Source organism: Nocardioides hankookensis, from assembly GCF_042658885.1.
GTDB classification, from domain to species: Bacteria; Actinomycetota; Actinomycetes; order Propionibacteriales; family Nocardioidaceae; genus Nocardioides; species Nocardioides hankookensis.
On the sequence record NZ_JBHSRJ010000005.1, the window covers coordinates 250789 to 271932 of the forward strand.

Sequence of the window (21144 nt, forward strand, 5' to 3'; positions counted from 1 at the left end):
ACCGCCCGGACACACAGCTCCAACACCGTGCGAGCAGGGCGCTCGTACTGACAGCAAACCAGAAGGGGAACCACCCGGTGCCCACTATTAACCAGCTGGTCCGCAAGGGCCGCCAGGACAAGGTGTCGAAGAACAAGACGCCTGCCCTGAAGGGATCTCCGCAGCGCCGTGGCGTCTGCACCCGCGTCTACACCACCACCCCGAAGAAGCCGAACTCCGCCCTCCGCAAGGTCGCCCGTGTGCGCCTGTCGAGCGGCGTCGAGGTCACGGCGTACATCCCGGGCGTCGGTCACAACCTCCAGGAGCACTCGATCGTGCTCGTCCGCGGCGGCCGGGTGAAGGACCTCCCCGGTGTCCGCTACAAGATCATCCGCGGCACCCTCGACACCCAGGGCGTCAAGAACCGCAAGCAGGCTCGCAGCCGCTACGGCGCCAAGAAGGAGAAGAGCTGATATGCCGCGCAAGGGTCCCGCTCCGAAGCGGCCTATCGACATCGACCCCGTCTACGGGTCGCAGCTGGTCTCCCAGCTCGTGTCGAAGGTCCTCCAGGACGGCAAGAAGCAGGTTGCCCAGCGCATCGTCTACACCGCGCTCGAGGGTTGCCGCGAGAAGACCGGCACCGACCCGGTCGTCACGCTGAAGCGTGCGCTCGACAACGTGAAGCCGACCATCGAGGTCAAGTCCCGCCGCGTCGGTGGCGCGACCTACCAGGTCCCGATCGAGGTCAAGGGCACGCGCGGCACCACGCTCGCGCTGCGCTGGCTCGTCGGCTACGCCTCGGACCGTCGCGAGAAGACGATGCACGAGCGGCTCATGAACGAGATCCTCGACGCCTCCAACGGCCTCGGTGCCGCGGTGAAGAAGCGCGAGGACACCCACAAGATGGCCGAGTCCAACAAGGCCTTCGCGCACTACCGCTGGTGACCACGGGCGCAGGCGTGCCCCGCCCACAGGACGGGCCGCCTGCGCTCCACCCGCAATTCCTACTTTCTAAGGAACGCTGACAACAGTGGCTGTCGACATCACCACGGACCTCAACAAGGTCCGCAACATCGGCATCATGGCGCACATCGACGCCGGCAAGACCACCACCACCGAGCGCATCCTCTTCTACACCGGCATCACCTACAAGATCGGTGAGGTCCACGAGGGCGCGGCCACGATGGACTGGATGGAGCAGGAGCAGGAGCGCGGCATCACGATCACGTCCGCCGCGACGACCTGCTGGTGGAAGGACCACCAGATCAACATCATCGACACCCCCGGGCACGTCGACTTCACCGCCGAGGTCGAGCGCTCGCTGCGCGTCCTCGACGGCGCCGTCGCTGTCTTCGACGGTGTCGCGGGTGTCGAGCCCCAGACCATGACCGTGTGGCGCCAGGCGAACAAGTACTCCGTGCCCCGGATGTGCTTCGTCAACAAGCTGGACCGCACCGGCGCGGACTTCTTCCGCTGCGTCGACATGATGGTCGAGCGCCTCAACTCCACCCCGCTGGTCCTCCAGCTGCCGATCGGCGCCGAGTCCGACTTCCTCGGAGTCGTCGACCTCGTCGGCATGCGCGCGCTGACCTGGCGCGGCGAGACCACGATGGGTGAGGACTACACCGTCGAGGAGATCCCCGCGGAGCTGGCCGAGCAGGCCGCCGAGTACCGCGAGAAGCTCCTCGAGACGCTGTCCGAGGCCGACGACGAGATCATGGAGAAGTACCTCGAGGAGGGTGAGTTCACCGTCGAGGAGCTCGAGGCCGCGATCCGTCGCGCCACGCTCGCCGACAAGCTCAACCCGGTCCTGTGCGGTACGGCGTTCAAGAACAAGGGCGTCCAGCCCCTGCTCGACGCGGTCGTCAAGTACCTGCCGTCGCCCCTCGACATCGGCGAGATCATCGGCCACTCGACCAAGGACGAGGAGGAGAAGATCGCGCGCAAGCCGGCCGACTCCGAGCCGTTCTCCGGCCTGGCCTACAAGATCGCGTCGGACCCGCACCTCGGCAAGCTGATCTACGTCCGGGTCTACTCCGGCAAGCTCGAGGCCGGCTCGACCGTGGTCAACTCGGTCAACGGCCGCAAGGAGCGGATCGGCAAGGTCTACCAGATGCACGCCAACAAGCGTGAGGAGATCGCGTCGGTCGGCGCCGGCCAGATCGTGGCCGTCATGGGTCTGAAGGACACCAAGACCGGTCACACGCTGAGCGACCCCAACAACCAGGTCGTCCTCGAGTCGATGACGTTCCCGGCCCCGGTGATCGAGGTCGCGATCGAGCCCAAGACGAAGGGTGACCAGGAGAAGCTGGGCACCGCGATCCAGCGCCTCTCCGACGAGGACCCGACCTTCACGGTCAAGTCCGACGAGGAGACCGGCCAGACGATCATCGCCGGCATGGGCGAGCTCCACCTGGAGATCCTCGTCGACCGGATGAAGCGCGAGTTCCGCGTCGAGGCCACCGTCGGCAAGCCGCAGGTCGCCTACCGCGAGACCCTCCGCAAGGAGGTCACGAACCACAGCTACACGCACAAGAAGCAGACCGGTGGTTCGGGTCAGTTCGCGAAGGTCGTCGTCTCGCTCGGCCCCAACATCGACCCCGAGACGGGCACCGGTGCGGGCTACGAGTTCGTCAACAACGTGTCCGGTGGTCGCGTCCCGCGCGAGTACATCCCGTCGGTCGACCAGGGTGGCCAGGACGCCATGGAGTTCGGCGTCCTCGCCGGCTACCCGATGGTCGACGTGAAGTTCACGCTCGAGGACGGCGCCTACCACGACGTCGACTCGTCGGAGCTCGCGTTCAAGATCGCCGGCAACCAGGCCTTCAAGGAGGCCGCCCGCATGGCCAAGCCCGTGCTGCTGGAGCCGATGTTCGCGGTGGAGGTGACGACCCCCGAGTCGTTCCTCGGCACCGTCATCGGTGACATCAACAGCCGTCGCGGCCAGATCCAGGCACAGGAGGAGCGTCACGGTGACATGGTCATCAACGCCCTCGTGCCGTTGTCCGAGATGTTCGGGTACGTTGGCGACCTGAGGTCCAAGACCTCCGGCCAGGCTTCGTACTCGATGGAGTTCGACTCGTACGCCGAGGTTCCCACGAACATCGCCGACGAGATCATCAAGAAGGTCCGCGGCGAGTAATCCTCGTCAGGACCCTCGGCAGCAACAACCAGTACGAGTCAAGTAACAACCCACACAGGAGGAGCCCCAGTGGCTAAGGCGAAGTTCGAGCGGACCAAGCCGCACGTCAACATCGGCACCATCGGTCACATCGACCACGGTAAGACGACGCTCACCGCGGCGATTACCAAGGTGCTGCACGACAAGCACCCGGACCTCAACGCCGCTTCGGCGTTCGAGGACATCGACAAGGCTCCCGAGGAGCGTCAGCGCGGCATCACGATCTCGATCGCGCACGTGGAGTACCAGACCGAGGCGCGCCACTACGCGCACGTCGACTGCCCGGGTCACGCCGACTACATCAAGAACATGATCACCGGCGCGGCTCAGATGGACGGCGCGATCCTCGTGGTTGCCGCCACCGACGGCCCGATGCCGCAGACGCGTGAGCACGTGCTGCTCGCCCGCCAGGTCGGCGTGCCGGCCCTGGTCGTGGCGCTCAACAAGTGCGACATGGTCGACGACGAGGAGCTCATCGAGCTCGTCGAGATGGAGGTGCGCGAGCTCCTCTCGGAGTACGAGTTCCCGGGCGACGACATCCCGGTCGTTCGCGTTGCCGCCTTCCCGGCGCTGCAGGGCGACGCCAAGTGGGGCGACTCGATCATGGAGCTCATGGACGCGGTCGACGAGGCCATCCCCACCCCCGAGCGTGAGACGGACAAGCCGTTCCTCATGCCGGTCGAGGACGTCTTCACGATCACCGGTCGTGGCACCGTCATCACCGGTCGCATCGAGCGCGGCATCGTCAAGGTCGGCGAGGAGGTCGAGATCATCGGCATCCGCGAGGCGGCCCAGAAGTCGACCGTCACCGGCGTCGAGATGTTCCGCAAGCTGCTCGACGAGGGCCAGGCCGGTGAGAACGTCGGTCTGCTGCTCCGTGGCACCAAGCGCGAGGACATCGAGCGCGGCATGGTCGTCATCAAGCCGGGCACCACGACCCCGCACACCAACTTCGAGGCCTCGGTCTACATCCTCTCGAAGGAGGAGGGCGGCCGTCACACGCCGTTCTTCAACAACTACCGCCCGCAGTTCTACTTCCGTACGACGGACGTGACCGGCGTCGTGACCCTCCCCGAGGGCACCGAGATGGTCATGCCCGGCGACAACACGGAGATGTCGGTCGAGCTGATCCAGCCGATCGCCATGGACGAGGGTCTCCGCTTCGCGATCCGGGAGGGTGGCCGCACCGTCGGCGCCGGCCGGGTCACCAAGATCACCAAGTGATCCAGCACTGACACGAAGGGCCCCGACAGCCGCAAGGCTGTCGGGGCCCTTCTGTCTGTGCTGAGAAGGAGCCGAGCCGGCGCCAGTTTTCCGATGCGCGCAGCGCTCCCGGTGAAAACTGGCGCCGGCTCGGCGATCCCACAGCGGACAGCGAGCCGTCGCGCGAGCGCGGAGCCGTAGGGTCGCCTCGTGAGCAGACGTGTGGACGCGGCAGCCGTCGAGGCTGCGGCCGAGGTGCTGGCCCCCGTCGTACGACGCACCGAGCTCGAGCACAGCGTCCGGCTCAGCGAGATCGTCGGGGCGCCGGTGCTGCTCAAGCGGGAGAACCGCCAGCTGACACGGTCCTACAAGGTGCGCGGCGCCTACCACCTGATCAACGGTCTCACCGACGCCGAGCGCGCCCGGGGCGTCGTGTGCGCGAGCGCCGGCAACCACGGCCAGGGCCTGGCCTGGAGCTGCGCCCGGCTGGGTGTCCAGGGCCGGGTCTACGTGCCCGGCAACACCCCACGCCAGAAGCGGCAGCGCATCCTCGCCCTCGGTGAGGGACGCGTCGAGCTGATCGTCGAGGGCAGCACGTACGACGTCGCGGGCGCCGCCGCGCTCGCCGACTCCCAGCAGACCGGCGCCGTCTACGTCCCGCCGTTCGACGACCTGCGCACGATCGCCGGGCAGGGCACGGTCGCCGTCGAGCTCATGGAGCAGTCGACCGTCCCGATCCACACCGTCGTGGTGCCTCTGGGCGGCGGTGGACTCGTCGCCGGGATCGCGACCTGGCTGCGCGAGCGGCACCCGCAGGTGCGCATCGTCGGCGTCGAGCCCCAGGGAGCGGCGAGCATGACGGCCGCCCTCGCTGCCGGTGGTCCGGTGCTGCTGCCCGACGTCGACACGTTCGTCGACGGCGCGGCCGTCGGCCGGGTCGGTGAGCTGACGTTCCCGATCGTCCGCGACCTGGTCGACGAGGTGGTCACCGTCGAGGCGGGTGCCGTGTGCACCGAGATGCTCGACCTCTACCAGGTCGAGGGCATCATCGCCGAGCCCGCCGGTGCCCTGGCGAGCGCCGCCGTGCGCGACCTCGCCGGCACCTTCCCGGCCGACGGCGCCGTCGCCTGCATCGTGTCGGGCGGCAACAACGACGTCAGCCGGTACGGCGAGATCGTCGAGCGATCGCTGGTCCACCAGGGGCTGCGGCACTACTTCCTGGTGTCGTTCCCGCAGGAGCCCGGCGCGCTGCGGCACTTCCTCGACGACGTGCTCAGCGAGACCGAGGACATCGTCGTCTTCGACTACGTGAAGAAGAACAACCGCGAGACCGGGCCCGCGCTGGTCGGGGTCGAGCTCGACACCGCCGCCGGCCTCGCCGGCCTGCTCGACCGCATGGAGGCGAGCCCGCTCACCATCGAGCGCGTGCCGCCGGGCTCGCCGCTGTTCACGTTCCTGATGTGAGCGCGGCGACCGCCTGACCGAAGACCTCCGTGTGCCGGTCCACGTCGGCGACGGTGTGGTGCGGGCTGAAGAGCGCCATGTTGTGGAACGGCGTCAGCAGCACGCCCCGGTTGAGGCACCACAGGTGCAGCAGGCCTTCCAGCTCCTCGTCGACGGCCGCGGCCGCGGCTGCACCGTCGCGCGGCGGCGGGCAGAACCAGTACTCCGCGCGGCAGCCCAGCCGCTGCACGTGCCACGGCAGCCCGTGGTCGGCGATCACGCCGGCCACGCCGGCCGCGAACCCTTCCGCAAGCGGCACCGCGACCGCGAAGTCCTCCTCGCGCAGGCAGGTCGACAGCGTGGCCCGGATCGCGGCCAGCGCCAGCGCGTTGCCGGTGAGGGTGCCGCCGACGCCGGCGACGTCGATCTCGTGGCCCAGCATCGGCCCGGAGAGCCGCTCGGCCAGCTCGGCGCTCAGGCCGTACGCCGCGCACGGGATGCCACCGCCGATCGGCTTGCCGACCACCACCATGTCCGGGTCGAGGCCCCAGGCGACGGTGGCGCCGCCGGGCCCCGCGCAGAGCGTGTGGGTCTCGTCGTTGACCAGCAGCACGCCGTGGCGGCGGGTCACCTCGCGGACGCCTTCCAGGTAGCCCGGCTCGGGCAGCACGATCCCGATGTTGGTCAGCGCGGGCTCCATCAGGAGGCAGGCCACGTCGCCGACGGCCAGGCGCCGGTCCAACGCGTCGAGGTCGTTGAACGGCACCACGGCCGTGGTCTCGGCGACGTCGACCTGCGGGCCGAGGGCTCCCGGCCGCGGCACCACCCGCCCCGCTTGTCCTGAGCCTGTCGAAGGGTCGAGGACGGCGAGCGTCTCGTCGACGGTGCCGTGGTAGCACCAGTCCATCACCGCGATCCGCGGCCGACCGGTGAGGTGGCGCGCGAAGCGGAGCACGAACCGGTTGGCGTCGGTCGCCGACATCGCGAGCTGCCACGACGGCAGGCCGAAGCGCCGGGCCAGCTCCTCGCCGACCCAGATCGCGTCGGCCGACGGCAGCATCGTGGTGATGCCGCGCGAGGCACGCGCCGTGAGGGCCTCGGTGACCTGGGGGAGTGCGTGACCGGTCATCGCGCCGGTGTCGCCGAGGCACAGGTCGACGTACTCGACGCCGTCGACGTCGGTGAGCCGGGCGCCGGACGCCGACTCGAAGAAGAGCGGGAAGCGGCCCGGCCAGCGCGTCATCCACGGCATCGGCACGCCGGCGAGCAACGGCCCGCGGGCCTGCTCGGCCAGCTCGGCCGACCGCGGGTGCAGCTCGGCGAAGAGTTCCTCCTCCTGGGCGCGGAGGGACGCGATTCGGGTGCGGTCGGTCATGACGGGAAGATAGACGACATGAACGACGAAGGCGTCCGACCCGCGCGCCCGCACCACAAGCTGACCGACGACGGCCGCCGGATGCGCGAGGTGCTCACCTACTCCCGGCGAGGCAGCCGGTTCACCCCGCGGCAGCAGGAGGCGTGGACGGCGTACGCCGAGCGGTGGTGGGTGCCCGACGAGGCCGTCGACGACCCGGCGTTCACGCTGGCCGGTCTCTTCGGGCGCGAGGCGCCGCTGATCGTCGAGATCGGGTCGGGCATCGGGGAGTCGACCGTCGAGCTGGCGCGGACCCGGCCGGACCACGACGTCGTCGCGTTCGAGGTCTGGCGTCCCGGCGTCGCCGACACCCTGGGCCGGATCGGGGACGCGGGCCTGACCAACGTGCGGATGCTCAGCGTCGATGCCGTCTGGTCGATCGAGCACCTGGTCGCGCCGGACAGCCTCGCGGGCCTGTGGATCTTCTTCCCCGACCCGTGGCACAAGGCTCGTCACCACAAGCGTCGCCTGGTCACCCCGGCCTTCGCGTCCCTCGCCGCCCAGCGACTCGCGTCCGGGGCCGAGTGGCGGCTGGCGACGGACTGGGCCGACTACGCGGAGCAGATGGTCGAGGTCCTCGACGCCGAGCCCCTGCTCAGCGGCGGCATCGTCGAGCGCTGGGCGGAGCGTCCGGTGACGAAGTTCGAGCGCAAGGGCATCGCGGCCGGGCGCGACATCGTCGACCTCGCCTACGTGCGCGGCTGAGCCGTCGTCCCGCGCACGACCAGCTGTGTCGGCAGGATCACCTGCTCGGGCTTCCAGTCGTCGTCGGTGAGGGCGGCGAGCACCTGGGTCGCCGCGACCCGGCCCTGCTCGTGCACGGGCTGCGCGACCGTGGTGAGGTCGAAGTAGGTGGCCATCTCGTGGTCGTCGATGCCGATCACCGACAGGTCCTCGGGCACGCGTACGCCGAGCTCTCGGGCGGCCCGCAGCGCACCGATCGCCATCTCGTCGGACGCCGCGAAGATCGCCGTCGGCGCGACCTCGAGGCCGAGCAGCTGCCGAGCCGCACGCTGGCCGCCGGCGACGGTGAACTCGCCGTCCTCCTCGAGCTCGGCCCGCAGCGCCACGCCCGCACCCTCCAGCGTGCACCGGTAGCCCGCCAGGCGCGCCGAGGGAGCGGTGAAGTCGAGGACGCCCTCGGTCGCGCCACCCAGGTAGGCGATGCACCGGTGCCCGAGGTCGACCAGGTGCTGGGTCGCGGTCGCGGCCGCCTCGTGGTCGTCGATGCGCACCGTCGCCCACCCGGGCATGTCGGCGCCGATGATCGTGACCGGGCGACCGAGCCGCGACAGCCGCTCCAGCTCGTCCGGGCTCGGCTTCAGGCTGAGGATCAGGACGGCATCCACGCGCTTGGTCAGCAGGCTGGTCTCGAACACGCGGTGCCGGGCCGAGGGGTCCCCGGCCAGGTTGTAGAGCAGCAGGTCGTAGCCGCGCTCACGGAGCACCTCCTCGGCGCCCTGCACGAGCGCCGCGAAGAACCACTGCGTCACCCGGGGCACGATGACCGCGACCGTGCGGGTCTGCCCGCTGGCCAGCCCGGCGGCGCTCGGGGAGGGCACGTAGCCGAGCCGGCGGGCCGACTCCATCACGCGTTCCCGGGTCTCCTCGGAGACACCCGCGAGCCCGCGCAGCGCGCGCGAGACGGTCGCCGTGGACATCTCCACGTCGCGCGCCACGTCCTTGATGCTCGTCACAGCGGGAGCGCTCCCACTTTCCCGGCCCAGGCACTACGGTGGTGCCCATGACTGTGCACCTCCCGGACGGATCCACCCTCGCCTTCGGTGCCGCGACCGCGGCGTACCAGATCGAGGGGGCGAGCACCGAGGACGGCCGCGGGCCGTCCATCTGGGACACCTTCGCCGCGAAGCCGGGCGCGACCCGGGACGGGCGCGACGGGTCGGTGGCCTGCGACTCCTACCACCGCTACGAGGAGGACCTCGACCTGGTGGCCGGCTTGAACGCCGGCTGGTACCGCTTCTCCGTCGCCTGGCCGCGGATCGTGCCGGCCGGCACGGGAGCCGTCGAGACGCGTGGGCTGGACTACTACGACCGCCTCGTCGACGCGGCCCTGGCGCGCGGGGTGCAGCCGACCGCCACGCTCTACCACTGGGACCTGCCGCAGGCGCTCGAGGACCGCGGCGGCTGGCTCGAGCGCGGCACCGCCGAGGCGTTCGCCGACTACGCGATGGTCGTCCACGACCACCTGGGCGACCGGGTCAAGGTCTGGGCCACGCACAACGAGCCGTGGTGCGCCGCCTACCTGGGGTACGCCGCGGGCATCCACGCGCCGGGTCGCAAGGAGGGCGCCGCCGGGCACCGGGCCGCCCACCACCTCAACCTCGCCCACGGCCTCGCGGCCGCCCGCCTCCACGAGGCCGGCGTCCACGACGTCGGCATCGTGCACAACCTGGCGCCGTTCTGGCCCGAGACCCCGGAGGCAGCACAGGCCGCCGACGAGCTCGACGCCGTGCGCAACCGCATCTGGACGGGCCCGCTCGTCGACGGCGCGTACGACGAGGGCCTGCTGCGGGTCGCCCCGGTGCTCGCCGACGACACCCTGGTCCGCGACGGCGACCTCGCGCTGGTGCACGGCTCGGCCGACTGGCTCGGCGTCAACTACTACACGCCGTTCCGCCCGACCCTCGCCGACCCCAGCCTCGACGTCCACCCCGAGGTCGAGGCCTACCCGGGCGTGACCCCGGTGTCCTTCGTGGTCCGCGAGCCCCGCACCGACATCGGCTGGGAGGTCGACGGCTACGGCCTCGAGGAGCTCCTCGTCGACACCCACAAGCGCACCGGCCTCCCGATCGTGGTGACCGAGAACGGCGCGGCGTACGCCGACGACGTGCTCGTCGAGGGCGCCGCCGGTCACGTGGTCGACGACCAGGACCGGATCGGCTACCTGCGCGACCACATCGCCGCCACCGAGGCCGCCCGAGCGGCCGGTGCCGACGTCCGGGGCTACATCGTGTGGACGCTCCTCGACAACTTCGAGTGGGCCGAGGGCTACACGAAGACCTTCGGGGTCGTGCACATCGACCCCGAGGACCTCGCCCGCACCCCCAAGGCGTCCTACCACTGGCTGAGCGAGCACATCGGCTCCGCTTCGTCCTGACCGCCGCGCCGTCGATCAGCCCTTGACGCTGCCGGCCATCAGGCCGCGCACGAAGTAGCGCTGGAGCGACAGGAAGACGATCAGCGGCACCACCAGCGAGACGAAGGCGCCCGCGGAGAGCAGGTACCAGTCCTGCCCGCGGGTGCCCGACAGCTCGGCGAGCCGGACCGTCAGCGGTGACGTGTCGAGGCTGCCGCCGCTGAACACCAGCGCGACCAGCAGGTCGTTCCAGACCCACAGGAACTGGAAGATGCCGAACGCGGCGATGGCGGGCGCCATCAGCGGCAGCATGATCCGGCTGAAGATCTGCACGTGGCCGGCGCCGTCGACGCGTGCCGACTCGATGAGCTCGCCCGGGATCTGCGACATGAAGTTGTGCAGCAGGTAGATCGCCAGCGGCAGCGCGAAGATCGAGTGCGAGAGCCAGATCGTGTAGAAGCCGCCGCCGGGTGCCTCGGAGCCTGCGAGGCCGAGGTCGACGTACAGGGACTGCAGCGGGATCATCGTCACCTGGATCGGCACGATCTGGAGCGCGAAGACGGCGACGAAGAGCAGGCTCCGGCCCGGGAACCGCATCCAGGCGAAGGCGTACGCCGCCATGGTCGCGATGCTCACCGGGATCAGCACGGCCGGGATCGTGATCACGATCGAGTTGATGAAGAACGTCGCGAAGTCGGTGTTCGGGTCGTTCAGCACCGCGTCGTAGTTGTCGAGCGTGAACGACGGGTTGGTGAAGATCGTCCACCAGCCGCTGGTCTTGACGTCGCCCTCGGGACGGAACGACGTGATGAACAGCCCGATGGTCGGGATCGTCCAGAGGACCGCGATCACGACCGCGGCGAGCGACGCCCAGGGCGAGGTGAGCGCCTTGTGCGCGCTGGTGGCGACGGACTCCTTGGCGACCGTGGCCTCGACGTCGGTGACTGCGGTGCTCATCGTGCCTCCAGCTTGCGCATCTGACGGACGTTGTAGACGACGATCGGGATCACCAGGATGAAGATCAGCACGCCGAGCGCGGCGCCGAGACCCTGGTTGAACGACGTGAAGCTCTGGCGGTAGAACTCGAACGCCAGCACGCTGGTGTCGAAGTTGCCACCGACGGTGGTGCGCACGATGTCGAACGCCTTGAGGGTGGTGATGCTGATCGTGGTGAGCACGACGATCAGCGAGGGGCGGATGCTCGGGACCGTGATCTGGCGGAAGAGCTGCCACGGGCCGGCGCCGTCGAGACGGGCGGCCTCCATGATGTCGTCGGGGATCGCCTTGATCGAGGCGGACAGGATCGTCATCGCGAAGCCGGCCTGGACCCAGATCATGATCACGATCAGGAACAGCGTGTTCCAGGGGGACTCCTGGAGGAAGCGGTAGGTCTCGAAGCCGAGCGACTTCAGGATCTGGTTGGCGATGCCGATCTGGGCGTTCTCCGTGTCGCTGTAGCTGTAGACGAACTTCCAGATGATCGAGGCGCCGACCAGCGAGATGGCCATCGGCAGGAAGATGAGGGCCTTCGCGAACTTCTCGAACCGGGCCCGGTCGATGAGCACGGCGTACACGAGTCCGAACACGGTCGAGAACAGCGGGACCAGGACGACCCAGGCCACCGTGTTGAGCAGCACCCGTACCTGGTCGTCGTCGGTGAAGATCGTGACGTAGTTGTCGAACCCGATGAACTCCTTGCCGCTCGCGTTGAAGAACGACTGGTACATCGTGACGATCGCGGGGTAGACGAGCCCGACGCTGATCATGGCGATCGCGGGGAGGACGAAGGCGGCCGACTGGGCCAGCTCTCCCTTGCGCGACCGCATCCGTTGGGTCGCGAGCAGGATCACCGCGACGACTCCGAAGAAGAGTCCGATCGCGATGAACATCTGGACGAACTTCTCACCTGCGGACATGAAGCACTCCCGGTGGTCGGGCGGCGTAGCGGCGGCTCACGCGGCCGGGTGGACAGGAGAAGGGTGCCGGGCCGCGAGGCCCCCGTCCAGAGGAGGGGGCCCGCGCGGCCCGGCGGGGTGTGGCTGCCCGCCGGCCGGTCAGCGACCGGCCGGCGGGCGGTCGATCACGGCCAGGACGCCTCGATGTTGTCGAGGGTGTCCTGCGTGCTCTGGTTCTCGCCGATCCAGGCAGTCATCTCCTTCCAGAAGGACCCGGCGCCCACGGCACCCGGCATCAGGTCGGAGCCGTCGAAGCGGAAGACCGCGTCGGGGTTCTGCAGGATCTCGACCGACGTCTTGTCGATCGGGCTGGCCACGTTGGCGATGTCCAGGTTCTTGTTCGCGCTGACGAAGCCACCGTTCGGGGTCGCCTTGCCCTTCTCGTTGACCCACTCGCCACCGGAGATGTAGGTCATCAGGGCCTGCGTCTCGATGCTGTCGGTGAACGCCGTCACGAACTCGCCGCCGCCGAGGACCGGGCTGCCGAACTCGTCACCCATCGGGGGCAGGTAGAACGCGTAGGCGTCGCCGTTCTCGGAGACGTCCGTGCCCTCGGGCCAGTTGGCGGCGTAGAAGCTCGCCTGGCGGTGCATCGCGCACTTGCCGTCGAGGATCGGGAGACCCGCGTCGGTGAACTCGGTGCTGGCGATGGACTTCGAGTCACCGAAGCCACCGTTGACGTAGTCCTCGTTCTTGAGGATGTCGCCGACCTTGTCCAGCGCGGTGACCACGGCCGGGTCGTTGAACGCGATGTCGTGGTTGACCCACTGGTCGTAGACGTCCGGGCCGGCGGAGCGCAGCATCACGTCCTCGAGCCAGTCGGTGGCCGGCCAGCCGGTGGCGTCACCGGAGCCGATGCCGGCGCACCAGGGCTTCATGCCGCTGGCCGCGATGGTGTCGGAGAGCTGCAGCATCTCGTCCCACGTGGTCGGGACCTTCCAGCCCTTCTCCGCGAACATCTTCGGGGAGTACCACACGAAGGACTTCACGTTGGCGGTGAGCGGCGGCGCGTAGAACTTGCCGTCGACCGTGCCGTAGGCCTTCCAGTCCGGGCCGTAGAACTCGTCCACGTTGTCGGACACCGTCTTGGGCGCCTCGACGACCTTGCCCGTGTCCTGGACGAGCGTCTTCAGCAGACCGGGCTGCGGGATGAACGCGATGTCCGGCGGGTTGCCGCTCTTGACGCGGACGACCAGCTGGGCCTCGAACTCCTTCGAGCCCTCGTAGTCGACCTTGGCGCCGGTGCAGTCCGTGAACAGCTTGAACGAGTCCTTGTACGGCTGGTCCTCGGGGGCGACGATCGAGGTGTAGATCTTGACCGACTTGCCGCTGAGGTCGCCGAACTGCGTCAGCTGCTCACATTCGGCCTTGCCCTCGCCGGGCGAGGTGCCGCTGGCCTTGTTGCTGCCTTCTGAGTCGCTGCCGCCACAGCCAGCGAGGACGAGTCCTCCGCTGACGAGAACGGCAGCGACTGCCATTCCGCGACGCGTGTTGCGTGATCGCATGCGTGCATTCCTCTCTGGGTTGTCAGCAGGTCCGTCTAGTCCGCGCGCCTTCAAACCCGCTCCGTCGAGGACGATGCAAACGTTTACGCGCGTGTCCGTCAAGGACTGCCGATCACGATTCTGTAACGCAGGTCACATTTCAATGGGAACGCTCCCACGACCGGATGATAGCCACATCTGCCGGGATCGCGCCGCAGGATCTCCGAGTTTGTTTCGGGCAGGTGACGCCCGGTCTGCACCACCGCTGCGGCGCTCGGTCCGTCCGGCGCGAGGCTCCGCTCGCCGCAGAACTTGCGGGCCGACCGCCCGTTCGGGCCACATCAAGGGTTATCCCCCTTGGTCTAGACCAGTGTCTTCGGAAGGGTCGATGGCGTCAGACGGTCCCGACGGAAGGTTCAGCATGTCGAAGAGAGCAGTCATCGCCGTGGCGGTGCTCGCCACCGGTTCGCTCACCGCACTGGGAGCCACCAGTGCCCCGGTCGGCGCGGCGCCCGCGGCGGACAGCGGTCGCGCACCCCTGGTCCGCTCGACCGACGCGGTCGACGGTCAGTACATCGTCGTCCTCGACCACGGCACGACCACGACAGCCCTGAAGGACACCCGGCAGGACGTCCGCCAGGACGGCGGCACGGTCACCGACACCTACTCGCACCTCGGTGCGTTCGCCGCGACCCTCACGGCCGCCGAGCTGTCCGAGGTCCGCGACGACCCGGACGTCGCCTTCGTCCAGGAGAACGGCGTCGTCTCGATCCAGGCGAGCCAGCCGGGCGCGACCTGGGGCCTGGACCGGATCGACCAGGCCGACCTCCCGCTCTCCGGCTCCTACGAGTACGACGCGACCGGGTCCGGCGTGACGGCGTACATCATCGACACCGGCATCAACGCCGGGCACAACGACTTCGGAGGCCGGGTCGGCTCCGGGTACGACGCGGTCGGCGACGGCAACGGCAGCAACGACTGCAACGGGCACGGCACCCACGTCGCGGGCACGGTCGGCGGCGCGACCTACGGCGTCGCGAAGGACGTCGACCTGGTGCCGGTGCGGGTCCTCGACTGCGAGGGCAGCGGCACCGACACCGGTGTCATCGACGGCATGGACTGGGTCGCCGGCCAGGGCGGGTCCGGAGTGGCCAACATGAGCCTCGGCGGCGGCGCGAGCGCGGCGATCGACGCGGCGATCGACCGGATCGTCGCGTCCGGCATCACGGTCGCGGTCGCGGCCGGCAACGAGACGACCGACGCCTGCGACAGCTCGCCCGCGCGGGCCGCGTCGGCGATCACCGTGGCGGCCTCGAACATCGACGACGAGGCGGCGTACTTCTCCAACTACGGCTCCTGCGTCGACCTCTACGCGCCGGGTGAGGACATCACGTCCGACTGGATCGGCAGCAGCTCGGCGACGAACACGATCTCGGGCACGTCGATGGCGACGCCGCACGTGACGGGCGCGGCCGCGCTCTACCTGGAGGAGCACCCGGGGTCGTCCCCGGCGCAGGTCACCTCCGGGCTGCTCGCCGCCGCCACGTCCGGCGTCGTCTCCGGCACCAACGGCTCGCCGAACCTGCTCCTGAACACCGGCTTCTGACGACCGGGTTTTGAGTCCTCGACGTCCTCGACCGGGTGCTGCTGGAGAATCGGCAGCACCCGGTCTCAACCTTTCCGGGGCCCAGACGCTCTTCTCCTCCTGACGGCGGCGAAAGGCTCGGAGGATGAGGACATGACAGGCGCGGAGCTCGGGTTCAGCGAGTTCATGGCTGCTCGCTGGGCGCCGCTCTACCGCACGGCGTACCTGCTCTGCGGCAACGCGCACGAGGCCGAGGACCTGCTCCAGGGAGCGCTCGCCCGCACCTGCGTGCGGTGGGACTCGATCCGTGACAAGGGTGCCGCTGACGCCTACGTACGCCGCGCGATGGTGCACGCCGCCTCGCGGCAGTGGGGCCGGCGCGGCCGCGAGGTCGTCACCGACGAGGTGCCCGACCTCGGCCACCTCGGTGGCCTCGACGTGCGCGCCGACCACCTCGCGCTGTGGGCGGAGATCCGCAGGCTGCCCCCGCGGATGCGCGCCACGCTCGTGCTGCGCTACGTCGAGGACCTCACCGAGGCCGCGACCGCCCACGAGCTCGGCTGCTCCGTCGGAGCGGTCAAGAGCCAGACCCACCACGCCCTGAAGCGGCTGCGCGCAGCCCTTCCCGACCTGCAACTCGCCGAGGAGAAGTCATGACCACCACCGAGGTCCGTGAGGCCCTGTCCGAGGTCCGCGACGCCGTCGCGGTCCCGTCCGTCGACCGGCTCGCCTTCGAGCGGCGGGTCCGCGCCGAGCGGCGACGCCGTACGACGGGCCGGGTGCTGGTCGCGAGCGCCGCGTCGGCGGTCGTCGTGGGCAGCGCCGCGCTCTGGGCGGTGCAGGGCCGGGAGCCGGTGGCTCCGGACGCGACGCCCTCCGCGGTCGCCCCGACGCCCACCGCGCCTGGGCTCGCCGTGGTCGCCCTCGAGGGCGAGCTCAACGTCATCGACCCGCAGGGCGACGGCGGCTACGCGCCCGGCATCGTCGTCGAGCAGGTGCTCGGCCGCACCGCCGGCGGCGTCGCGATCGTGCGCCAGGCCGACCCCGGCAGCCGGGTCGTCGTCGTGCCGATGGAGCCGGACGGGGAACTCGACCGGGACTCGAGCCGCTGGACGGGGTACGGCGGTCCGGTCGTCCTGAGGGCCTGGCTCTCCGCGGACGGCACGACGTTCACGACCCAGGAGGTGGACGGCGCCGTGCACCTGCGCGACGTCGCCACGACCGACGACACCGTGCTCGCCCACCTCGCGACCGGGTCGCAGGTCGCCGCCGCCGACGCAGATCGGTGGGTCGAGCGGCTCGGCGCCGGCACCCTGCGACTGCACACCCCGGACGCCGTGCACGACCTGGACGTCACCGGGTCGTCGAACGCCGTCGGCCGGGTCGAGATCGCCGGTCCGACCGTGGCCGTGCACACGCGTGGCGGCGTGCAGCTGTTCTCCGCCGAGGACGGCAGCCGGGAGGCCGTCGACCCCGGCGACCCCGTCGGCGCCCTGTCCCGTGACGGCAGCCTCTACGCTGCCGCCGATCCCGACACGGTGTCCGTCACCGACCTCGGGACCGGTGCGGTCGTCCGTCTCCGCGGACTCGACGGGGCGCCGCTCGACGCGTCCGTGCCGGTGCGGTGGCAGGACGACGACCGCTTCCTGGTGGTCGGTGTCGACCAGGTCCGGACCGGCAACCACATCCTGTGGGACTGCTCCTACGCGCTGGGTCGCTGCACCGAGCGCTACGACGACCCGACCGGGACGCTCGCGCTGCCTACGAGCTGAGGTCCGCGGGGGTGAACTCCCGCGGCTCGACCAGCACGATCCAGTTGCCCGAGTTGTCGCGGCACAGCGCCTCGACGCCGTACGGCCGCTCCTCGGGCTCCTGGAGGAACTCGACGCCCTTGGCGCTGAGCTCCTCGTAGGTCTTCTGGCAGTCGTCGACGCTCATGCCGAGACCGTTGAGGCCACCGTCGGCCTGGGCGCGATTCATCGCCTCGACCAGCTCGGCCGAGAAGGGCGGGCCCGGGACCGTGAGGTGGACGGCGAGCTCGGGCTGGCTCGGGTGGTTGACGGTGCACCAGCGGTAACCCTCTCCGAGGGTGATGTCGTCCTTGAGCTGGAAGCCGAGCACGTCGACGTAGAAGTCACGGGAGGCGTCGATGTCCTGCACGAAGACCGACGCGATGGCGATGTGGGTGATCATGCGACCACGCTAGGAGCCGCTGACCTCGCCTGGCTTCTCCTGGCTTGCGCGTTCGTGCCCGGACCGTTCGGCCAAGCCCCACTGGAAGATGTAGCAGCCCGGGATCCGCGGCGCGCCGTCCGCGGCGTACCGGCGCTGGAACTCGCTCGGGCTCTCGCCGACCAGCTCGCTGAACCGGCTGCTGAACGAGCCCAGGCTCGAGTAGCCGACCGCGTGGCACACCTCGGTGACGGTCAGGTTGGTGGCGCGCAGCAGGTCCTGGGCGCGCTCGACCCGGCGCTCGGTGAGGTACGCCGCGGGCGTGCGGCCGTACGTCGCCTTGAACAGCCGCTGGAAGTGGAACTTGCTGAGCCCCGCGACCGCGCCGAGCGTCTCGAGGTCGAGCGGCTGGGTGTAGTGCCGGTCGATGTGGTCGCGGGCCTGCCGCAGGTGCACCAGGACGTCGCCGGGCGCGCGCACCGGGGTGCTCATCGACGGGCGACCAGCCGGTGCCGGAGCTGAGCCTCACGGGCGAGCCGGGCGCTGTCGCGCTCGCGGCGGGCCGCGACGACCGCCGCGAGGTAGGCCTCCGGAGGGGTGCCCGGCGGCGGTGCCGGCGCGACGTACTCGCTGACGGCGCTGGCGAGGCGCTCGCCGATCGCGGCCCGGGCGGCGGGGTCGATCTGCTGGCGCCCGAGGAACTGTCGTACGGCGAGGGCGAGCCCGGTCGGGAGCCGTGCCATGTCGGCCTGGGCGGCCCAGGCGGCGAGCGGCGGCGGCATCGCGGCGGGCGGGCCCAGGACGAGCCGGACCCGGTCGCGGACGACGTACGTCCCGGCGGCGTAGTCGCCGAGCCGCTTGCCGCGCGCGCTGACCAGGGCGGAGAAGAACGCCGGCGCCCCGAAGAAGACGTAGATCTCGACCACGCCGACCAGGGCGCGCACGAACGCGTGCTGGAAGGAGATCGGGCCGGCGTCGTCGCGGACGGTGCGCAGGCCCAGGGCGAGCTTGCCGAGCGACTTGCCCCGTGTGAGGGTCTCGAACGTCGTGGGGAAGACGACCAGGGACACGATCACCGCGCCCAGCGACGCGACGGCGATCAGCGCCGCGTCGGCCTGGAGCGCCGCGATGACCAGCGCGAGGACGAGCCCGATCAGCAGGCAGAACGTGGCGACGACGTCGATCAGGCCCGACGCGATCCGGGTGCCGAGGCTGGCCGGGGGCAGGTCGAGCGCCACCGCCTCGCCGGTCACGAGGTCGTCGGTGGTGAGCGTCGCGAACTCCGGTGTCGCCATCGTCGGTGAGTCTAGGGCCGGGCCAGGCCCTAGGCTCCGGGCCATGGACCTCGACGCGTACGTCGCGGCGCACGTCGCCGAGTGGCGCCGGCTCGAGGAGCTGTCGCGGCGCCGGCGGCTGTCGGGTCCGGAGTCCGACGAGCTGGTGGAGCGCTACCAGCAGGTCGCGACCCAGCTCTCCGTCGTACGCACCTCGGCGCCCGACGCCAGTGTGGTCGCCTACCTCTCGACGCTGCTGGCGCGGGCCCGCAACCGCGCGTCCGGCACCCGCACCAGCACCTGGCGCGGCGTCCGCGGGTTCTTCGTCGACCGCTTCCCGGCCGCGCTCTTCCGGCTGCGCCGGTGGTGGCTCGGCACGCTCGCCGCCAACGTGGTGGTGACCGGCGTGATGATGGTCTGGCTGCTCGGCCACCCCGACGTCGAGCAGAGCCTGCTCTCGCCCGAGCAGGTCGACCAGCTGGTCAGCCACGACTTCGAGGACTACTACAGCGACTACGCCGCCAGTCACTTCGCGGCGCAGGTCTGGGTCAACAACGCGTGGGTGGCCGCCCTGTGCATCGCGCTCGGCGTCCTCGGGCTGCCGGTGATCTACCTGCTCTTCCAGAACATCGCCAACCTGGCGATCGTCGGCTCGATCATGATCCGCCACGACCACGGCTCACACTTCTGGGGGCTGATCCTCCCGCACGGCCTGCTCGAGCTGACCGCCGTGTTCGTCGCCGGCGGCACCGGGCTCAAGCTCTTCTGGTCGTGGGTCGAACCCGGGGCGCTGACCCGCACCCAGTCCCTGGCCCGCGAGGGCCGCACCGCCGGCACGATCTCCCTCGGCCTGGTCGCGGTGCTGTTCGTCAGCGGGGTCATCGAGGCGTTCGTGACGCCGTCCGGCCTGCCCACCTGGGCGCGCGTCGGGATCGGCCTGCTCGCCGAGGCCGTCTTCTTCGCGTACGTCTTCGTCCTCGGCCGCCAGGCCTTCCACCGCGGTCAGACCGGCGACCTCGACGCCGCCCTCCTCGAGGACCGCGTCGCGACCCAACCCTGAACCGACCGTCAGAGGAGGCCGCGGGCCTTGAGGGCGAGGTAGTGGTCGGCGAGCACGGGCGGCAGGTCGTCCGCGTCGACGACGTCGACGCCGAGCGCCCGCAGCAGCCCGGCGGTGTAGCGCCGCCGGCCGATCACCTGCTCGGCGGCCGCGGCGTCGTACACCTCGTCGAGGGTCGTGCGCGTGCCGCTGAGCTGCTCCAGCTCGGGGTCGCGCACCGACGCGAGCACGACCCGGTGGTGCCGGGTCAGGGCGGCGAGCACCGGCAGCAGTCCCTCCTCGACGGCCGACGGCTCGAGCGGCGTGAGCAGCACGACCAGCGCACGCTGCCTGCCCAGTCCGTTGACGGCGCCGGCCAGGGCGTCCCAGCTCGCCTCGGCGATCACCGGGTCCAGCTCGGCCATCGCCTCCTGGAGCCGGGCCGCGATGTCACGGTTGCCGGCGAAGCGGAGCCGGCTGCGGACCCTGCGGTCGCCGGCCACGAAGTCCACCCGGTCGCCGGCCCGGGTCGCGAGCGAGGCGAGCAGCAGGGCCGCGTCCATCGCCGAGTCGAGCCGGGGCACGTCGCCGATCCGGCCCGCCGACGTACGCGACGTGTCGAGGACCAGCACCACCCGGCGGTCACGTTCGGGCTGCCAGGTGCGCACGACCACGCTGCGACTCCGGGCGCTGGCACGCCAGTCGATGGAGCGTACGTCGTCGCCCTGGACGTACTCCCGCAGCGAGTCGAACTCCGTGCCCTGGCCGCGCACCCGGACGGCGGCCCGGCCGTCGAGGTCGCGGAGCCGGGCCAGCCGGCTGGGCAGGTGCTTGCGCGAGTCGAAGGGCGGCAGCGCCCGGACGCTGCCCTCCACCACCCGGGTGCGCTGGCGGGCGGCCAGCCCGAGCGGCCCGCGCAGCCGCACGGTCACGCCGATCGCGCGCAGGTCGCCCCGGCGCCGGGGGAGGAGCGGCGTCGTGAGCACGACCCGGTCGCCGGGCGGGAGCGAGACCCGGTGCCGGTTGGGGTCGGCGCCCGCGGTCGGCTGCCACGCGTCGCGTACGACGCCGTGCAGGCGTCGGCGCGAGTCGTTGGTCGCCAGCAGCACGGTCGCGGTCGGCTCGCCGAGGCGGACCGCACCGACCGGGGGCCGCACGAGGCCGAGGATCGCGGGCGACGGTGCGAGCAGCAGGTCGACGACCACCAGCAGCAGCACGGCGAGCACCCACAGCCACACGGTGCTCATCTCCGGGCGCAGCACGACCGCCCCTGCTCCCAGCAGGAGCAGCAGCGGGACGCGTCCGGAGATCGACACGG

20 protein-coding genes are annotated in these 21144 nt (G+C 70.5%); 11 read left to right on the forward strand and 9 right to left on the reverse strand.

Going from position 1 to position 21144, the window contains the following annotated elements; genetic code table 11:
* Positions 1-77: 77 nt before the first annotated feature.
* From rpsL to ilvA, 5 genes are all read left to right on the forward strand, one after another.
* Complete coding sequence (gene rpsL / locus ACFPYL_RS15700; protein WP_028636428.1) at positions 78-452, forward strand: 30S ribosomal protein S12; 375 nt, start codon at positions 78-80, stop codon at positions 450-452.
* Between the two features lies 1 nt (position 453).
* Entirely contained in the window at positions 454-924 is a 471-nt protein-coding gene (gene rpsG / locus ACFPYL_RS15705; protein ID WP_056151822.1) for a 30S ribosomal protein S7, read from the forward strand.
* A gap of 85 nt (positions 925-1009) precedes the next feature.
* On the forward strand, positions 1010-3121 hold the full coding sequence (gene fusA, locus ACFPYL_RS15710; RefSeq protein ID WP_379156126.1) for an elongation factor G: 2112 nt from the start codon (positions 1010-1012) through the stop codon (positions 3119-3121).
* A 69-nt stretch (positions 3122-3190) separates the two neighbouring features.
* Complete coding sequence (gene tuf / locus ACFPYL_RS15715; protein ID WP_379156129.1) at positions 3191-4384, forward strand: elongation factor Tu; 1194 nt, start codon at positions 3191-3193, stop codon at positions 4382-4384.
* Positions 4385-4573: 189 nt separating this feature from the next.
* On the forward strand, positions 4574-5827 hold the full coding sequence (gene ilvA, locus ACFPYL_RS15720) for a threonine ammonia-lyase IlvA (protein ID WP_379156132.1): 1254 nt from the start codon (positions 4574-4576) through the stop codon (positions 5825-5827).
* On the opposite strand, the gene ACFPYL_RS15725 is transcribed toward ilvA, so the two are convergent.
* Positions 5811-7181: an aspartate aminotransferase family protein gene (locus ACFPYL_RS15725; protein WP_379156135.1), complete on the reverse strand. Its 1371-nt coding sequence runs from the start codon at positions 7179-7181 to the stop codon at positions 5811-5813. The two genes, ilvA and ACFPYL_RS15725, sit on opposite strands and share 17 nt — an antisense overlap.
* Positions 7182-7199: 18 nt before the next feature.
* Here ACFPYL_RS15725 and trmB point away from each other — a divergent pair, with 18 nt between their 5' ends.
* Positions 7200-7925 (forward strand): tRNA (guanosine(46)-N7)-methyltransferase TrmB, encoded by a 726-nt coding sequence (trmB, locus tag ACFPYL_RS15730; RefSeq protein ID WP_379156138.1) that lies wholly within the window; start codon positions 7200-7202, stop codon positions 7923-7925.
* Here trmB and ACFPYL_RS15735 read toward each other — a convergent pair.
* Positions 7910-8917 carry a LacI family DNA-binding transcriptional regulator gene (locus ACFPYL_RS15735; protein ID WP_379156140.1) on the reverse strand — a complete coding sequence of 336 codons (1008 nt, stop codon included), beginning with the start codon at positions 8915-8917 and terminating at the stop codon, positions 7910-7912. The two genes, trmB and ACFPYL_RS15735, sit on opposite strands and share 16 nt — an antisense overlap.
* A gap of 47 nt (positions 8918-8964) precedes the next feature.
* Between ACFPYL_RS15735 and ACFPYL_RS15740 the strand changes: the two genes are divergently transcribed.
* Positions 8965-10338, forward strand: a complete 1374-nt coding sequence (locus ACFPYL_RS15740) for a GH1 family beta-glucosidase (protein ID WP_379156143.1) — start codon at positions 8965-8967, stop codon at positions 10336-10338.
* 15 nt (positions 10339-10353) lie between these two features.
* On the opposite strand, the gene ACFPYL_RS15745 is transcribed toward ACFPYL_RS15740, so the two are convergent.
* From ACFPYL_RS15745 to ACFPYL_RS15755, 3 genes are all read right to left on the reverse strand, one after another.
* The gene (locus ACFPYL_RS15745; RefSeq protein ID WP_379156146.1) at positions 10354-11274 is read right to left on the reverse strand and encodes a carbohydrate ABC transporter permease; all 921 of its coding nucleotides are present in this window, start codon (positions 11272-11274) and stop codon (positions 10354-10356) included.
* Entirely contained in the window at positions 11271-12233 is a 963-nt protein-coding gene (locus ACFPYL_RS15750) for a carbohydrate ABC transporter permease (RefSeq protein WP_379156149.1), read from the reverse strand. Before ACFPYL_RS15750 ends, ACFPYL_RS15745 begins: the two co-directional genes overlap by 4 nt.
* Positions 12234-12397: 164 nt before the next feature.
* Entirely contained in the window at positions 12398-13777 is a 1380-nt protein-coding gene (locus ACFPYL_RS15755; protein WP_379156152.1) for an ABC transporter substrate-binding protein, read from the reverse strand.
* 400 nt (positions 13778-14177) lie between these two features.
* Between ACFPYL_RS15755 and ACFPYL_RS15760 the strand changes: the two genes are divergently transcribed.
* From ACFPYL_RS15760 to ACFPYL_RS15770, 3 genes are all read left to right on the forward strand, one after another.
* Entirely contained in the window at positions 14178-15362 is a 1185-nt protein-coding gene (locus ACFPYL_RS15760; protein WP_379156155.1) for a S8 family peptidase, read from the forward strand.
* A 132-nt stretch (positions 15363-15494) separates the two neighbouring features.
* Positions 15495-15998, forward strand: a complete 504-nt coding sequence (locus tag ACFPYL_RS15765) for a SigE family RNA polymerase sigma factor (protein WP_379156158.1) — start codon at positions 15495-15497, stop codon at positions 15996-15998.
* Entirely contained in the window at positions 15995-17113 is a 1119-nt protein-coding gene (locus ACFPYL_RS15770) for a hypothetical protein (protein ID WP_379156160.1), read from the forward strand. The genes ACFPYL_RS15765 and ACFPYL_RS15770 overlap by 4 nt, the downstream gene beginning before the upstream one ends.
* Here the strand turns inward: ACFPYL_RS15770 and ACFPYL_RS15775 are convergent.
* From ACFPYL_RS15775 to ACFPYL_RS15785, 3 genes are read right to left on the reverse strand one after another with little or no spacing between them, the layout of a single operon-like run.
* A complete protein-coding gene (locus tag ACFPYL_RS15775; RefSeq protein WP_379156163.1) occupies positions 17103-17534 on the reverse strand; it encodes a VOC family protein in 432 nt (143 codons plus the stop codon). The two genes, ACFPYL_RS15770 and ACFPYL_RS15775, sit on opposite strands and share 11 nt — an antisense overlap.
* 9 nt (positions 17535-17543) lie before the next feature.
* Positions 17544-18005 (reverse strand): helix-turn-helix domain-containing protein, encoded by a 462-nt coding sequence (locus tag ACFPYL_RS15780; protein WP_379156166.1) that lies wholly within the window; start codon positions 18003-18005, stop codon positions 17544-17546.
* Complete coding sequence (locus ACFPYL_RS15785) at positions 18002-18808, reverse strand: RDD family protein (RefSeq protein ID WP_379156169.1); 807 nt, start codon at positions 18806-18808, stop codon at positions 18002-18004. The genes ACFPYL_RS15780 and ACFPYL_RS15785 overlap by 4 nt, the downstream gene beginning before the upstream one ends.
* 43 nt (positions 18809-18851) lie before the next feature.
* Between ACFPYL_RS15785 and ACFPYL_RS15790 the strand changes: the two genes are divergently transcribed.
* Positions 18852-19847 carry a stage II sporulation protein M gene (locus ACFPYL_RS15790; protein WP_379156172.1) on the forward strand — a complete coding sequence of 332 codons (996 nt, stop codon included), beginning with the start codon at positions 18852-18854 and terminating at the stop codon, positions 19845-19847.
* 8 nt (positions 19848-19855) lie between these two features.
* On the opposite strand, the gene ACFPYL_RS15795 is transcribed toward ACFPYL_RS15790, so the two are convergent.
* Positions 19856-21142 carry a DUF58 domain-containing protein gene (locus ACFPYL_RS15795; protein WP_379156175.1) on the reverse strand — a complete coding sequence of 429 codons (1287 nt, stop codon included), beginning with the start codon at positions 21140-21142 and terminating at the stop codon, positions 19856-19858.
* Positions 21143-21144 lie beyond the last annotated feature (2 nt).

Bases quoted from the DNA above. Each gene is read 5' to 3' on its own strand.
- ACFPYL_RS15760 (WP_379156155.1), top strand. From the start codon at position 14,178: ATGTCGAAGAGAGCAGTCATCGCCGTGGCGGTGCTCGCCACCGGTTCG.
- ACFPYL_RS15765 (WP_379156158.1), top strand. From the start codon at position 15,495: ATGACAGGCGCGGAGCTCGGGTTCAGCGAGTTCATGGCTGCTCGCTGG.
- ACFPYL_RS15740 (WP_379156143.1), top strand. From the start codon at position 8,965: ATGACTGTGCACCTCCCGGACGGATCCACCCTCGCCTTCGGTGCCGCG.
- ACFPYL_RS15750 (WP_379156149.1), bottom strand. From the start codon at position 12,233: ATGTCCGCAGGTGAGAAGTTCGTCCAGATGTTCATCGCGATCGGACTC.
- ACFPYL_RS15755 (WP_379156152.1), bottom strand. From the start codon at position 13,777: ATGCGATCACGCAACACGCGTCGCGGAATGGCAGTCGCTGCCGTTCTC.
- ACFPYL_RS15725 (WP_379156135.1), bottom strand. From the start codon at position 7,181: ATGACCGACCGCACCCGAATCGCGTCCCTCCGCGCCCAGGAGGAGGAA.
- rpsG (WP_056151822.1), top strand. From the start codon at position 454: ATGCCGCGCAAGGGTCCCGCTCCGAAGCGGCCTATCGACATCGACCCC.
- ACFPYL_RS15785 (WP_379156169.1), bottom strand. From the start codon at position 18,808: ATGGCGACACCGGAGTTCGCGACGCTCACCACCGACGACCTCGTGACC.
- ACFPYL_RS15775 (WP_379156163.1), bottom strand. From the start codon at position 17,534: ATGATCACCCACATCGCCATCGCGTCGGTCTTCGTGCAGGACATCGAC.
- ACFPYL_RS15770 (WP_379156160.1), top strand. From the start codon at position 15,995: ATGACCACCACCGAGGTCCGTGAGGCCCTGTCCGAGGTCCGCGACGCC.
- ACFPYL_RS15790 (WP_379156172.1), top strand. From the start codon at position 18,852: ATGGACCTCGACGCGTACGTCGCGGCGCACGTCGCCGAGTGGCGCCGG.
- trmB (WP_379156138.1), top strand. From the start codon at position 7,200: ATGAACGACGAAGGCGTCCGACCCGCGCGCCCGCACCACAAGCTGACC.
- ACFPYL_RS15745 (WP_379156146.1), bottom strand. From the start codon at position 11,274: ATGAGCACCGCAGTCACCGACGTCGAGGCCACGGTCGCCAAGGAGTCC.
- ACFPYL_RS15780 (WP_379156166.1), bottom strand. From the start codon at position 18,005: ATGAGCACCCCGGTGCGCGCGCCCGGCGACGTCCTGGTGCACCTGCGG.